This window comes from Streptomyces sp. R35 (assembly GCF_041053035.1).
GTDB classification, from domain to species: Bacteria; Actinomycetota; Actinomycetes; order Streptomycetales; family Streptomycetaceae; genus Streptomyces; species Streptomyces lutosisoli.
Genome location: NZ_CP163440.1, coordinates 7323215 through 7336512 on the forward strand (window position 1 = coordinate 7323215; position 13298 = coordinate 7336512).

Below are 13298 nucleotides of genomic sequence, written 5' to 3' on the forward strand. Positions count from 1 at the left end.
CTCCGTCCCCTCACTGATCACCTGTGTAACGCGCAGGCAATCTAGGCGACGGTTCCGCCTTTATGGAACCCCCGTCCGGATAGCGGATGTGGAGGGTTCGTGTGGGCAGCCGGTGATGGCCTCAGCAGCAGCGGAACCCCTGGCGTGGGTCCCGCTCCTGACGGTCCGTCCGCCATCGTTCGAACTCACGGCGCGAGGGTACGGGTGTGTCCGGATCGTCCTTCCGCAGGTGGGTGACATGGCGGTCGTAGGCGGATTCATCGGTCAACTCCCTTACGTACCAGCGAATTCCGCGCATTCCCCTTCCCGCGCGGCTAACCGCCCGTTTCAGCGCCGACCGCATCGCGCTCCGCCTCCTCCGCTTCCTCCTCCTTCTCCTCCCTGGTCGGGATCAGCCCGGCCGGAGCGACGATCTTCGACTCCACGTACGGCGTCTCGCTGAGCGTGGACAGCGCCGGGCGGCGTATGTGCCGGACGCACACCCGGGCCGCGTCCGCGATCACGACGACGACGAGGACGGCGAGAATGGCCGAAAGGATGCCGTCCACCGTGGAGTTGGTGACGACGGTGTGCATGTCGTCCATGCTCTTCGCGGGTGGCAGGACCTTTCCCGCGTCGATGCCGTCCTGGTAGATCGAGCGCTGCTTGAAGAAGCCCACGCGCGGGTCGCTGGAGAACACCTTCTGGTAGCTGGCCGTGAGGGTGACCGTGGCGTCCCAGAGGAGTGGAACACCGGTGATCCAGGCCCACTTGAGGCGGCCCGACTTCACGAGCAGGGTCGTGCAGACGGCCAGGGCGACCGCCGCGAGCAGCTGGTTCGAGATGCCGAAGATCGGGAAGAGCTGGTTGATGCCGCCGAGCGGTTCATGCACGCCGACCCAGAGGAAATAGCCCCACAGAGCGGACACGATGGCGCTGGTGATGACGAGTCCGGGTTTCCAGCTCACGTTCTTGAAGGGGCGGTAGACGTTGCCCAGCATGTCCTGGAGCATGAACCGGCCCACGCGGGTGCCCGCGTCGAGCGCGGTCAGGATGAACAGGGCCTCGAACATGATCGCGAAGTGGTACCAGAAGGCCCGCAGACTTCCCCCGGTGACCTTGGAGAAGATCTCCGAGACGCCGACGGCGAGAGTGGGCGCGCCGCCGGTGCGGGAGAGCAGGGTTTGCTCCTCGACCTGGTGGGCGGCTTGCGCGAGGTCCGCCGGGGAGATCGTGTAGCCGAAGCCCGCGACCGCGTGCGACGCCGACTCGACCGTGGTGCCGATGACTCCGGCCGGCGCGTTCATCGCGAAGTACAGGCCCGGGTCGATGATGCACGCGGCGACGAGGGCCATGACGGCGACCGACGACTCCATCAGCATGGAGCCGTACCCGATCATCCGGACCTGCGTCTCCTTCTGGATCATCTTGGGTGTTGTGCCCGATGAGATCAGCGAGTGGAAGCCCGAGAGCGCACCACAGGCGATCGTGATGAAGACGAAGGGGAAGAGCGAGCCCGCGAAGACCGGCCCGTTGCCGTGTCGCGCGAAGCTGGTGACCGCGTCCATTTTCAGCGTCGGCAGCGCGATCACGACGCCCAGCGCGAGCAGCGCGATCGTGCCGATCTTCATGAAGGTGGAGAGGTAGTCGCGGGGGGCGAGGAGCATCCAGACCGGGAGGATGGATGCGATGAAGCCGTACGCCACCAGCCAGATCACCAGGGTGGAGGGGGCGAGGGTGAAGGTGCCGGCCCAGGAGGACTCGGCGACCCAGCGTCCGGCGACGAGGGCGAGCAGGAGGAGCGCGACGCCGATCAGCGACACCTCGGCGACTCGTCCCGGCCGCAGTACCCGCAGGTAGAAGCCCATGAGCAGGGCGATCGGGATGGTCATCCCGATCGAGAAGGTGCCCCACGGCGACTGCGCCAGCGCGTTCACGACCACCAGCGCGAGCACACCGAGCAGGATGATCATGATGGCGAAGGTGGCGAGCAGGGCCGCGGCGCCGCCGAACGGGCCGATCTCCTCGCGGGCCATCTGCCCGAGCGAGCGTCCGTCCCGGCGGGTGGAGAAGAACAGCACCACCATGTCCTGGACCGCGCCCGCGAAGATCACGCCGACGATGATCCAGATGGTGCCGGGCAAGTAGCCCATCTGCGCGGCCAGCACGGGTCCGACCAGCGGCCCCGCGCCCGCGATCGCCGCGAAGTGGTGACCGAGCAGCACGCGCCGGTCCGTCGGGTGGAAGTCGATGCCGTTGTTCAGCCGCTCCGCGGGGGTGGCCCGGGTCTTGTCGACCTTGAGCACCTTGTACGCGATGAACTTGGCGTAGAAGCGATAGGCGATGGCGTACGTGCCGAGGGCCGCGGCCACCATCCAGGCGGCCGAGACGTTCTCGCCGCGGGCGAGCGCGAGCACGGACCAGCCCGCGCCGCCGACCAGCGCGACGAGGGTCCAGGTGACGATGGTGCGGGGAGTTGCCTTGCGAGCGGATGCTATTCCAGGGCTTTCAGGGCTTTCGGTGCGCACGGGTCGTCCTCCCGTCCATGGGTGACGGGAGGACCGTAGAGCAGGAAGAGGAGCTGCGCTACACCACGTGCACTACCTCAAGTGGCTTATTTCTGAGGGCACTTGAGTGCGGCGGCCCACCAGGGGCCCCTCTAGTCCTGCGGGCGCTTGAGCCTCGCCACGAACTTGTACCGGTCACCCCGGTACACCGAGCGCACCCACTCCACCGGCTCGCCCTGCCGGTCCAGCGAATGCCGGGAGAGCATCAGCATGGGCAGGCCGACGTCGGTGCCGAGCAGTCCGGCCTCGCGCGGGGTGGCCAGCGAGGTCTCGATGGTCTCCTCGGCCTCGGCCAGATGGACGTCGTACACCTCGGCGAGCGCGGTGTAGAGGGAGGTGTACTTGACGAGAGACCTGCGCAGCGCAGGGAAGCGCTTGGCGGACAGATGGGTCGTCTCGATGGCCATCGGCTCGCCGCTCGCGAGGCGCAGCCGCTCGATGCGCAGCACCCGGCCGCCGGCCGAGATGTCGAGCAGCCCGGCGAGGGTCTCGTCGGCGGTGATGTAGCCGATGTCCAGGAGCTGCGAGGTGGGTTCGAGGCCCTGGGCGCGCATGTCCTCGGTGTACGAGGTGAGTTGCAGTGCCTGGGAGACCTTGGGCTTGGCCACGAAGGTGCCCTTGCCCTGGATACGCTCCAGGCGGCCCTCGACGACCAGTTCCTGAAGGGCCTGCCGCACGGTGGTGCGCGAGGTGTCGAACTCGGCGGCGAGGGTGCGCTCGGGCGGTACCGGCGTGCCGGGCGGCAGTGTCTCCGTCATGTCGAGCAGGTGCTTCTTCAGGCGGTAGTACTTGGGCACGCGCGCGGTACGGATGGGCGCCCCACCCTCGTTCTCCGCACTGCTGACGTCGGTGCTCATGCTCTGCCTTCCCGGCTCCGGATGCCGAAGCGACCGACATCCCTATCGGCCACGGCTCACATCGTGGCACGGCTTCGTGTGCGAGTGTCCCCCCGCACGCTCCGTGATCCCCTCTATATACCGTCGCCGTACCCGTTGGTCTAGTCCACCGCGCGGAGACGAGTCGCACATGGTGCGTGAACTGGGCTGTCCGTTATGCCACTTACCTAATTAAAGGTCCTTTCATATGTAGGTCCCATAACGGACGGTCGGAGTGCCTGTGAACGCCTTGACACCCTTCTAGGTCTAGGCCAAGCTCCCCGTACTGGTCTACACCATTGGTCCAGTCCCGGCCCCACGGGCGGTACGCGTCGTATGTCACCGCAGGGAGCAGGGGGGTTTATGGCATCCCTGAGGAGGGTGGCGTGAAGCGCAAGCTGATAGCCGCGATCGGTATCGCGGGCATGATGGTCTCCATCGCGGCGTGCGGGAGTGACGACAAGTCCGGGGGGTCGGACAAGGGCGCGGACGCCAAGGAGCTGACCGTCTGGCTCACCGTCGACGCGCAGAACAACTGGCCCGAGCTGGTCAAGGCCGCCGACACGGCGATCAAGGCGAAGCACCCCGGCATCAAGATCAACCACGAGTACTACGGCTGGCCGGACAAGAACACCAAGCTCGACGCGGTCCTCGCCACCGACAAGGCCCCCGACGTGGTCGAGATGGGCAACACCGAGATGCTCGGCTACATGGTCAAGGGCGCCTTCGCTCCCCTCGACGCCACCAAGTTCGAGCAGTCGGACGCCTGGCTCGACGGCCTCAAGGCCTCGGTCACCTACGACGGCAAGACCTACGGCGTCCCGTACTACGCCGGTGGCCGCGTCGGCAACTGGCGCAAGGACCTCGCCGCTTCGGTCGGCGTGAAGTCCGCCCCGAAGACGTACAAGGAGCTCACCTCCGCTCTGGACAAGATCCAGAAGAAGGAGGGCGACAAGTTCAGCGCCTGGTACCAGCCCACCCGTGACTGGTACGCGGCCATGTCCTTCGTCTACGACGCCGGCGGCTCCATCGCGAAGGAAGACGGCGGCCAGTGGAAGGCCAACCTCTCCTCGCCCGAGTCCATCAAGGGCCTCACCGAGTTCAAGAACGTCGTCGACACGTACATGCACGGCGACAAGACCAAGGACGAGTCCGACCGTTACATCGTCTACGGCCAGGGCAAGTCCGCCATGATCTTCGGCGCGGCCTGGGAGGGCGCGACCTCCGAGGACCCGAAGAACGACAAGACCGGCAAGCTCAAGGGCAACCTCGAGAACTTCGTGATGCCCGGCCCGTCCGGCAAGAACCTCCCCGTCTTCCTCGGCGGCTCCGACCTCGCCGTACCGGTGAAGTCCAAGGCGCAGGCCGTCGCCGCCGAGTGGATCAACGCGTTCACCGGCGCCAAGGGCCAGAAGGGCCTGATGGGCAAGGGCAACCTGCCCAACAACAAGACCGACCTCGCCACCCTGAAGAACGACCCGGCGACGGCGGTCCCGGCCACGGCGGCCGAGTCCAACTGGTTCGTCCCGATGGCGCCGGGCTGGGGCCAGGTCGAGAAGGCCCAGGTCCTGCAGACCATGCTGCAGAGCATCGGCACCGGCAAGAAGTCGGTCGCGGACGCCGCGAAGGAAGCGGACGCCGCGATCGACAAGGTCATCAACACCAAGTGACCTGAGAGCAGGGCCCCGTCGGTCCTCCCTCGCGGAGGCGCGGGGCCCTGCTCCCCGTACGACCGGGGGGTGAGCCTCCCGTACGACCCGGTCGCGGGCGGGGCTTGCTTCCCGTACGACCCGTACGACCTGAGGTACCGCTGAGGAGCGCGCGGATGAGTGCCGCTGAAACGACCACTGCCAAAGTGCCGCCTGCGCGGCAGTCGCCACCACCATCGGCCGCGCGGGAGCAGCCACGGAGAAAGCGGACGAACGGCGGGGCAGCCGTCCCCTGGGCCCTGCTCGCCCCTTGTCTGCTGATTCTCGGACTGGTCCTCGGCTATCCGCTCGTCCGTCTGGTCACGCTGTCCTTCCAGAAGTTCGGGCAGTCCCAGCTCTGGGGCTTCCAGCCGGCCGAGTCGGTCGGCTTCGACAACTTCAGCAAGGTGCTGGGGGACAGCGAGTTCTGGGCGGTGGTCGTCCGGACGATCGTCTTCGCGGGCGGCTCCGTCATCTTCACGATGGTCATCGGCATGCTGATCGCGCTGCTCCTCCAGCGGGTCTCCGGCTGGGTGAAGACACTCATCAACATCGTGCTCGTGGCCAGCTGGGGCATGCCCATCATCGTGGCCACCACGGTCTTCAAGTGGCTCTTCGACTCCGACTACGGCGTCTTCAACGCGCTGCTCAGCAAGTTGCCGGGCGTCGACATGGTCGGCCACAACTGGTTCGCCAGCGGCACCCAGGGCCTGGCCGTGATCATGCTCCTGGTGGTGTGGGGCGCGGTGCCGTTCGTCGTCATCACGCTCAGCGCGGGACTCACACAGGTGCCGGCGGAGCTGGAGGAGGCGGCACGCCTCGACGGCGCGGGCGCCTGGGGCGTCTTCCGTTACGTCACGCTGCCGATCCTCAAGCCGATCATCGTGATGCTCACGACCCTCTCCGTCATCTGGGACATGGGCGTCTTCCCCCAGGTCTTCGTCATGCGGGGCGGCCACCCGGAGGCCGAGTTCCAGCTGCTCACCACGTACTCGTACGACCGTGCGTTCGTGGTCAACGACTACGCGCAGGGATCGGCGATCGCCCTGCTGACCGTGCTCCTGCTGCTGGGCGTGGTCGCCGTGTACATGCGTCAGATGCTGAAGATCGGAGAGGTCGAGTGAGCGCGATCACCACCTCGCGGCGTACGTCCTCCGGACCCCGCAAGTCCTCCGGACCCCGCAAGTCCAAGCTCGGCTGGAACCTGCTCGGCCTGCTCGTCTTCGCCACCGCGGGTTTCCCCGTCTACTGGATGTTCAACACGGCCTTCAAGCCGGCCAAGGACGCCATCGACTCGGATCCGAGCCTGTTCCCCACGGCGGTGACGCTCGACAACTTCCGCCGCGCGCTGGACATCGCCGACTTCTGGGGCCCGGTGGGCCGCAGCCTGATCGTGTCCCTGTCGGTGGTCGTGATCGGCATGGTGGTGGGGCTGCTGGCCGCGCTGGCCATCTCCCGCTTCGCCTTCCGCGGCCGGAAGATCGTGATCGTCGGCATCCTGGCGGTCCAGATGGTCCCGCTGGTCGCCATGATCATCCCGATCTTCCTGCTGCTGAACGACCTCGACCAGTACGACAAGCTCTCCGGTCTGATCATCACGTATCTGACCTTCATCCTCCCCTTCACGGTGTGGACGCTGCGCGGCTTCATCGTCAACATCCCGAAGGAGCTGGAGGAGGCGGCGATGGTCGACGGCTGCAGCCGCACGGGCGCCTTCGTCCGCGTGGTCTTCCCGCTGCTGGCACCCGGCATGGTCGCCACGTCCGTATACGGCTTCATCCAGGCGTGGAACGAATACCTCTACGCCCTCATGCTGTTGAGCCAGAAGAACCAGACCGCCACCGTCTGGCTCGGCAACTTCACCACCAAGCACGGCACCGAGTACGCCCCGATGATGGCCGGTTCCACGATGATGGCCGTGCCGATCGTCGTCCTGTTCCTCATCGTCCAGCGCAAGATGGCCGCGGGGCTGACCGCGGGCGCCGTGAAGGGATAACGCCACCCGATGACGACACTCGCCAGTGGGACGGACACCATCACGCGCGACGCGCTCACCGTCCTCCAACCCGGTTTCACCGGAACCACGGCCCCCGACTGGCTGCTCCGCCGCCTCGGTGAAGGCCTCGCCTCGGTCGGCCTGTTCGGCCGCAACATCGACTCGCCCGAGCAGCTGGCCGCCCTGACGGCCCAGTTGCGCGCCGAACGCGACGACGTGCTCGTCGCGATCGACGAGGAGGGCGGTGACGTCACCCGCCTGGAGGTGCGTACGGGGTCCTCGTTCCCCGGCAATCACGCGCTGGGAGCGGTGGACGACGTCTCGCTGACGGAGGAAGTGGCCGCCGAACTGGGCCGCCGCCTCGCCGCCTGCGGCGTCAACCTCAACTGGGCCCCGTCCGCCGACGTGAACTCCAACCCCGACAACCCCGTCATCGGCGTACGGTCCTTCGGCGCCGACACCGACCTGGTGGCCAGGCACACGGCCGCCTACGTCACCGGGCTCCAGTCCGCGGGGGTCGCCGCCTGCACCAAGCACTTCCCGGGGCACGGCGACACGGCCGTCGACTCGCACCACGCGCTGCCGCGCATCGACGCCGGCCTGTCGGTACTGGAGTCCCGCGAACTCGCCCCGTTCCGCGCCGCGATCGCCGCGGGGACGCGCGCCGTGATGAGCGCGCACATCCTCGTCCCGGCGCTGGACCCCGACCGCCCGGCCACCCTCTCCCGCCGCATCCTCACAGGCCTGCTCCGCGAGGAACTCGGCTACGACGGTCTCATCGTCACCGACGGCATGGAGATGCAGGCCATCGCCGCGACGTACGGCATCGAGCGGGGCAGCGTCCTCGCCATCGCGGCCGGCGCGGACGCGATCTGCGTGGGCGGCGGCCTCGCGGACGACGACACGGTACGCCGCCTCCGCGACGCCCTCGTCTCAGCCGTCCGCACCGGCGAACTCCCCGAGGAGCGCCTCGCGGACGCGGCGAACCGGGTACGGGCGCTGGCACGTTGGACGGCGGCAGGCGGGGGTGCGGGTGCGGATACGAGCGTGGGTGCGGGTGATCGTGCGGGTGATCGTGCCGACGTCGGCCTGGTCGCCGCCCGTCGCGCGCTCACGGTGACCCACGCCGAGACGTACGCCCCGCTCACCGAGGCCCCGTACGTCGCCGCGCTCACCCCCGTCGCGAACATCGCCGTCGGTGACGAGACCCCCTGGGGCGTGGCGGCGGAACTGGCCCGTCTGCTCCCCGGCACGGAGACCGGCAGCTTCACCGGTGAGAGCGCGGGCGCCCTGGCCCTCGCCGCCGCGGGCACCCGCCGGATCGTCGCCGTCGTCCGCGACGAACACCGCCACCCCTGGATGGCGGCCGCCCTCGACACCCTCCTCGCCGCCCGCCCCGACACGGTCGTGGTCGAGATGGGCGTACCGCAGTCCCCGCCCCGGGGCACCCTGCACATTGCCACCCATGGCGCGGCACGCGTGTGCGGCCGGGCGGCGGCGGAGGTCATCGCGGGGGAGTAGCGCGGCAGCGATCACGTGATCACCTGACCACCTGACCACCTGAACGAAAAGGTGCCGGGCCTCCCTGGGGGAGACCCGGCACCTTTGTGCGGTCGGTATGCGTCCGTGACGATCCGTGCCCGTGCCGCTAAATCCCCTGCCAGTCCGGCTTGTTGGCGAACGTGTGCCGGAAGTAGTCCGCGAGCTTCAGCTTGGAGGCCGCCGCCTCGTCGACGACGACGGTCGCGTGCGGGTGGAGCTGCAACGCCGACGCCGGGCACACCGCGGCCACCGGCCCCTCGACCGTCGCGGCCACCGCGTCCGCCTTGCCCTCGCCGGTGGCGAGCAGCACCAGGTGCCGTGCCTCCAGGATCGTGCCGATGCCCTGGGTGATGACGTGGTGCGGCACCTGCTCGATGTCGCCCTCGAAGAACCGCGCGTTGTCCACCCGGGTCTGTTCGGTCAGCGTCTTGATCCGGGTCCGCGAGGCGAGCGAGGAGCACGGCTCGTTGAACCCGATGTGCCCGTCCGTCCCGATCCCGAGCAGCTGGAGATCGACCCCGCCGGCCTCCGCGAGCGCCTTGTCGTACGCCTCGCACGCGGCCCGCACGTCCTCCGCGGTGCCGTCCGGCCCGATGAACGCGTCCATGCCCAGCCCCAGCGGCTCAAGCACTTCGCGCCGCAGCACCGACCGATACGACTCGGGATGCTCGGCCGGCAGCCCCACGTATTCGTCGAGCTGTGCGATCCGCGCGCCGGAGGCATCCACGGCACCGGAGCTCACCTTGGCCGTCAGCGCCTGGTAGATGGGCAGCGGAGTCGAGCCGGTGGCCACGCCGAGCAGGGCGTCGGGCTTGCGTCGGAGGAGCTCCGCCATGGCCTCGGCGATCAGCTCGCCGCCCGCCTTGGCGTCCGGGACGATGACAACTTCCACGCTGGGCCTGCCGATCTGGAGAGGGGACTCAGGGACTCAAGGACTCAGGGGACTCACTGGATCCCGAAAAGGGACACATGTGGTATAGACCAATCTAGCAGAGCCCCTCCTTATCGTCGCCCGAAGTCCCCGCGATGGCCCCCGCGCCACTGAAGGCGCCCGCCTCACATGAGCGAACCCCCCGTCGCGTCCACCCAGCTCCCCGTGATCCACCGCCCGTCGTCCGACGCCAGGAACGCCACCACGTCCGCCACATCCGCCGGCGCCCCGACCCGGCCCAGCGCCGATATCGCCGAGGCCTGCGCCCATCCGTCCTCGGTCCCGTGCAGGAACTCGGCAGTGTTGTCGGTGTCGATGATGCCCGGGGCCACCGAGTTCACGGTGATCCCCCGGGGGCCCAGCACCTTGGACAGATCCCGGGTGAAGACGTCCAGGGCGCCCTTCGTCATCGCGTACGCCATCTTGTCCGGCATCACGGCGTTGCGGGCGAGGCCCGAGGAGATGTTGATGACGCGCCCGCCGTCCCGCAGGCGCGAGGCGCCGAGCCGGGTGATGAAGTGCGGTGCCCTCACGTTCACCGCGAACACCTTGTCGTACTCCGTCTCATCGATCTCGTGGAACGAACGCGACGTACCGATCCCCGCGTTGTTCACCAGGATGTCCAGCCCGTCCGCCTGTCGGTCGAAGGACTCCCACAGGGCCTCCGCGTCGCCCGGCAGCCCCAGCTCCACCCCGATCGTGAACGCCGATCCGCCTGCCGCCTCGATCGCGGCGACCGTCTCCTTCGCGGCTGCCTCATTGCTGCCGTAGTGCACGGCCACCCGTGCGCCGTCCCGTCCGAGCCGCTCGGCGATGCCCCGCCCGATGCCCCTGCCGCCGCCCGTGACGAGTGCCGTCCTGCCGGTGAGCACGCCCATGCCGACGCCCCCTTCGCATTTCACTAGTGGTCGCTACAGAAAAAACCGTACAACAGCCCACCGACATTTCTCTAGCAGCCGCTATAAAATCCACCCCATGGTGAGCAGGCAGCAGACCGAGCCGGGGACCGCGGCACCCGAGGACGCCAAGGTCCTGACCAAGCAGCGCGGCCGTCCCCGCTCCTTCGACCGTGAGACCGCGCTGGAGAAGGCGATCCTCGCGTTCTGGGAGCACGGGTATGAGGCGACCTCCGTCTCCGACCTCACCCGCGTCATGGGCATCGGCGCCCCGAGCCTGTACGCGGCGTTCGGTGACAAGCGGTCGCTCTTCGACGAGGTGGTCCGCGAGTACGGCACGAAGTACGGCTCGTTCGGTGAGCGCGCGCTGGCCGAGGAGCCCACCGCGCGCGGCGCGGTCGAGCGGATGCTGCGCGAGGCGGCCGTCGAGTACACCGACCCGGGCCACCCGCACGGCTGCCTGGTCATCCACGCGGCCACCAACTGCACCTCGCCCGAGGTCGAGGAGTCCCTGCGCGAGCGGCGCAACGCCAACATCGCCGTCTTCGAGAGCCGCATAAAGGCGGGTATCGCCGCGGGTGAGCTGCCCGCGGGCACGGACGCGGCGGCCCTCGCCCGGTACACCGGGGCGATCATCCAGGGCATGTCCCAGCAGGCCCGCGACGGCGCCACCCGGGAAGAACTGGAGGCGCTGGCGGAGCTCGCCATGGCCGTCTGGCCCCGCTCGGCGGTCAATCCGGTCCGTTCATCCGTCAATCCGGCCCGTTCATGAACCGAAGCGGGTTAGTCTGCGTGATGGATGCTGTTGGATGTTGGATAAGCCGACAACAATAAACATCCCCCAGCGCGTGGCTAGGCATGGACAGATGACGCATGGACGCAGGACCATGGTCTAGTCCACAATGCTTGGGATCGCCATGGCTGGGATCACCATGCTTGAGTAAATGCCAAGTAACTGAACAAGCCTCCGTCTTCCCCGCACAGGAAGGCGGACCGAGGAACCGGCGCTCTCTGCCCTGACTGCTCCGGCTCCTCTCTTCGGCCATCGGGACCGCACACCCCGCGGCCGTTGTTGCTCCGGGCTGCGGTGCCGGGAGGGTTGAGGGTCCCTCCCAGGCGCCGCGGCCCGCGGGTGTTTCCGGGCCCGTGCGAAGCCTCCGCGGGACCCGTGCGAGTGGCTGATTTCGGGGCCTGTCGTATCCGCCGGGTACGCTCGCACACGTGCCCTCCATGAACGACCTCGTACGCCAGCACACCGCCCTCGGTGACTCCGATCTCGAGTGGCTGCATCTGCTGGTCTCGGAGTGGCAGCTGCTCTCCGACCTCTCCTTCGCCGACCTCGTCCTGTGGGTGCCCACGCGCGACGGCACCCGCTATGTGTCCGTGGCCCAGATGCGGCCCAACACCGGCCCCACCTCGTACCAGGACGACATGGTCGGCCACCTCGTCCCACGCGGTCGCCGCCCCATGCTGGACGCCGCGCTCGACGAGGGCCGGATCGTGCGCGAGGGCGACCCGGAGTGGCGCGAGGAGGTTCCGGTACGGGTCGAGTCCATTCCCGTACGACGTGAGGGGCGCGTCCTCGGGGTCATCGCGCGCAACACCAACCTGCTCACCGTGCGTACCCCGAGCCGCCTTGAGCTGACGTACCTCCAGAGCGCCTCCGACCTCGCCCAGATGATCGCGGCGGGCTCCTTCCCGTTCCCGAACCAGCAGGTCGACATGGACGCCTCGCCGCGGGTGGGCGACGGACTGATCCGCCTCGACGCGGACGGCATCGTCCAGTACGCCTCCCCGAACGCGCTGTCGGCGTACCACCGCCTCGGCCTCGCCGCCGACCTCGTGGGCCACAACCTCGGCGTGACCACCGCCGAACTCGCCCCGTCGCGCGGCCCGGTGGACGAGGCGCTGTCCAAGGTCGCCAGCGGCTGGGCGCCCCGCGAGTTCGAGATCGAGAGCGGTGACGGAGTGATCCAGCTGCGCGCGATCCCGCTCAAGCCCAAGGGCACCCGCGTGGGTTCACTGGTGCTGCTGCGCGACGTCACCGAACTGCGGCGCCGCGAGCGTGAGTTGATCACCAAGGACGCGACCATCCGGGAGATTCATCACCGGGTGAAGAACAACCTCCAGACGGTGGCGGCCCTGCTGCGGCTCCAGGCCCGGCGCATCGACTCGGACAAGGGCCGGGAGGCCCTGGAGGAAGCCGTACGCCGGGTCGGATCGATCGCGATCGTGCACGAGACGCTCTCCCAGAACCTGGACGAGCGTGTGGAGTTCGACGAGATCGCCGACCGGGTGCTCGCCATGGTCGCCGAGATCTCGCCCGGCAAGGTCACCGGCCGGCGCACCGGCCGCTTCGGCATCCTGGACGCCGAGGTCGCGACCCCGCTCTCCATGGTCCTCACGGAGATCCTGCAGAACGCCCTGGAGCACGGCTTCCGTGAGGGCGACCGGGGCACCGTCGAGGTCTCCGCGGTGCGCGGCGGCACCACCAAGGACGCCCGCCTCCTGGTCACCGTCCAGGACGACGGCGTCGGACTTCCGGAAGGATTCGATCCGCACCGCTCGGGCAACCTCGGTCTGCAGATCGTACGGACGCTGGTGGAGGGCGAGTTGGGCGGCACCTTCGACATGGTGGCCGCTCCGGAGCGCGGGACCCAGGTGATCCTGGACATCCCGGTGCGGGCTCAGAAGTAGTCGGCACCCGTACGCGGCCGACGTCCACAAGTAATCCACAGACGTGCACAGCTAATCCACGCGGACGCAAACAGCAATGAGCCCCGGACCACTGGGTGGTCCGGGGCTCATGCTCACGTTGCTATGC

At 68.4% G+C, this 13298-nt stretch carries 11 protein-coding genes; 6 read left to right on the plus strand and 5 right to left on the minus strand.

The annotated features are described in order from the left end of the window. Positions 1-121 precede the first annotated feature (121 nt). The 3 genes from AB5J50_RS33280 to AB5J50_RS33290 form a co-directional block, all read right to left on the minus strand. Positions 122-343 carry a YbdD/YjiX family protein gene (locus AB5J50_RS33280; protein ID WP_369261965.1) on the minus strand — a complete coding sequence of 74 codons (222 nt, stop codon included), beginning with the start codon at positions 341-343 and terminating at the stop codon, positions 122-124. Further along, positions 315-2507, minus strand: coding sequence for a carbon starvation CstA family protein (locus AB5J50_RS33285; RefSeq protein ID WP_369261967.1), 2193 nt, complete (start codon positions 2505-2507; stop codon positions 315-317). The genes AB5J50_RS33280 and AB5J50_RS33285 overlap by 29 nt, the downstream gene beginning before the upstream one ends. A gap of 131 nt (positions 2508-2638) precedes the next feature. Further along, positions 2639-3403, minus strand: coding sequence for a GntR family transcriptional regulator (locus AB5J50_RS33290; protein ID WP_327431614.1), 765 nt, complete (start codon positions 3401-3403; stop codon positions 2639-2641). A 404-nt stretch (positions 3404-3807) separates the two neighbouring features. Between AB5J50_RS33290 and AB5J50_RS33295 the strand changes: the two genes are divergently transcribed. The 4 genes from AB5J50_RS33295 (at position 3808) to AB5J50_RS33310 (ending at position 8626) form a co-directional block, all read left to right on the plus strand. After that, on the plus strand, positions 3808-5091 hold the full coding sequence (locus AB5J50_RS33295) for an extracellular solute-binding protein (protein ID WP_369261969.1): 1284 nt from the start codon (positions 3808-3810) through the stop codon (positions 5089-5091). Between the two features lie 155 nt (positions 5092-5246). Next, the gene (locus tag AB5J50_RS33300) at positions 5247-6233 is read left to right on the plus strand and encodes a carbohydrate ABC transporter permease (protein ID WP_369261971.1); all 987 of its coding nucleotides are present in this window, start codon (positions 5247-5249) and stop codon (positions 6231-6233) included. A 5-nt stretch (positions 6234-6238) separates the two neighbouring features. Continuing rightward, complete coding sequence (locus AB5J50_RS33305) at positions 6239-7105, plus strand: carbohydrate ABC transporter permease (protein ID WP_327435206.1); 867 nt, start codon at positions 6239-6241, stop codon at positions 7103-7105. 9 nt (positions 7106-7114) lie between these two features. After that, a complete protein-coding gene (locus tag AB5J50_RS33310; RefSeq protein WP_369261973.1) occupies positions 7115-8626 on the plus strand; it encodes a glycoside hydrolase family 3 protein in 1512 nt (503 codons plus the stop codon). A gap of 127 nt (positions 8627-8753) precedes the next feature. Here the strand turns inward: AB5J50_RS33310 and nagB are convergent, their stop codons facing one another. Continuing rightward, positions 8754-9539: a glucosamine-6-phosphate deaminase gene (gene nagB, locus AB5J50_RS33315; protein WP_327431618.1), complete on the minus strand. Its 786-nt coding sequence runs from the start codon at positions 9537-9539 to the stop codon at positions 8754-8756. 164 nt (positions 9540-9703) lie between these two features. Continuing rightward, positions 9704-10456 (minus strand): SDR family oxidoreductase, encoded by a 753-nt coding sequence (locus AB5J50_RS33320; protein WP_369261975.1) that lies wholly within the window; start codon positions 10454-10456, stop codon positions 9704-9706. A 97-nt stretch (positions 10457-10553) separates the two neighbouring features. Here AB5J50_RS33320 and AB5J50_RS33325 point away from each other — a divergent pair, with 97 nt between their 5' ends. After that, positions 10554-11246 carry a TetR/AcrR family transcriptional regulator gene (locus AB5J50_RS33325; RefSeq protein ID WP_369261977.1) on the plus strand — a complete coding sequence of 231 codons (693 nt, stop codon included), beginning with the start codon at positions 10554-10556 and terminating at the stop codon, positions 11244-11246. 449 nt (positions 11247-11695) lie between these two features. Next, complete coding sequence (locus AB5J50_RS33330; protein ID WP_369261979.1) at positions 11696-13171, plus strand: sensor histidine kinase; 1476 nt, start codon at positions 11696-11698, stop codon at positions 13169-13171. Positions 13172-13298: the final 127 nt, after the last annotated feature.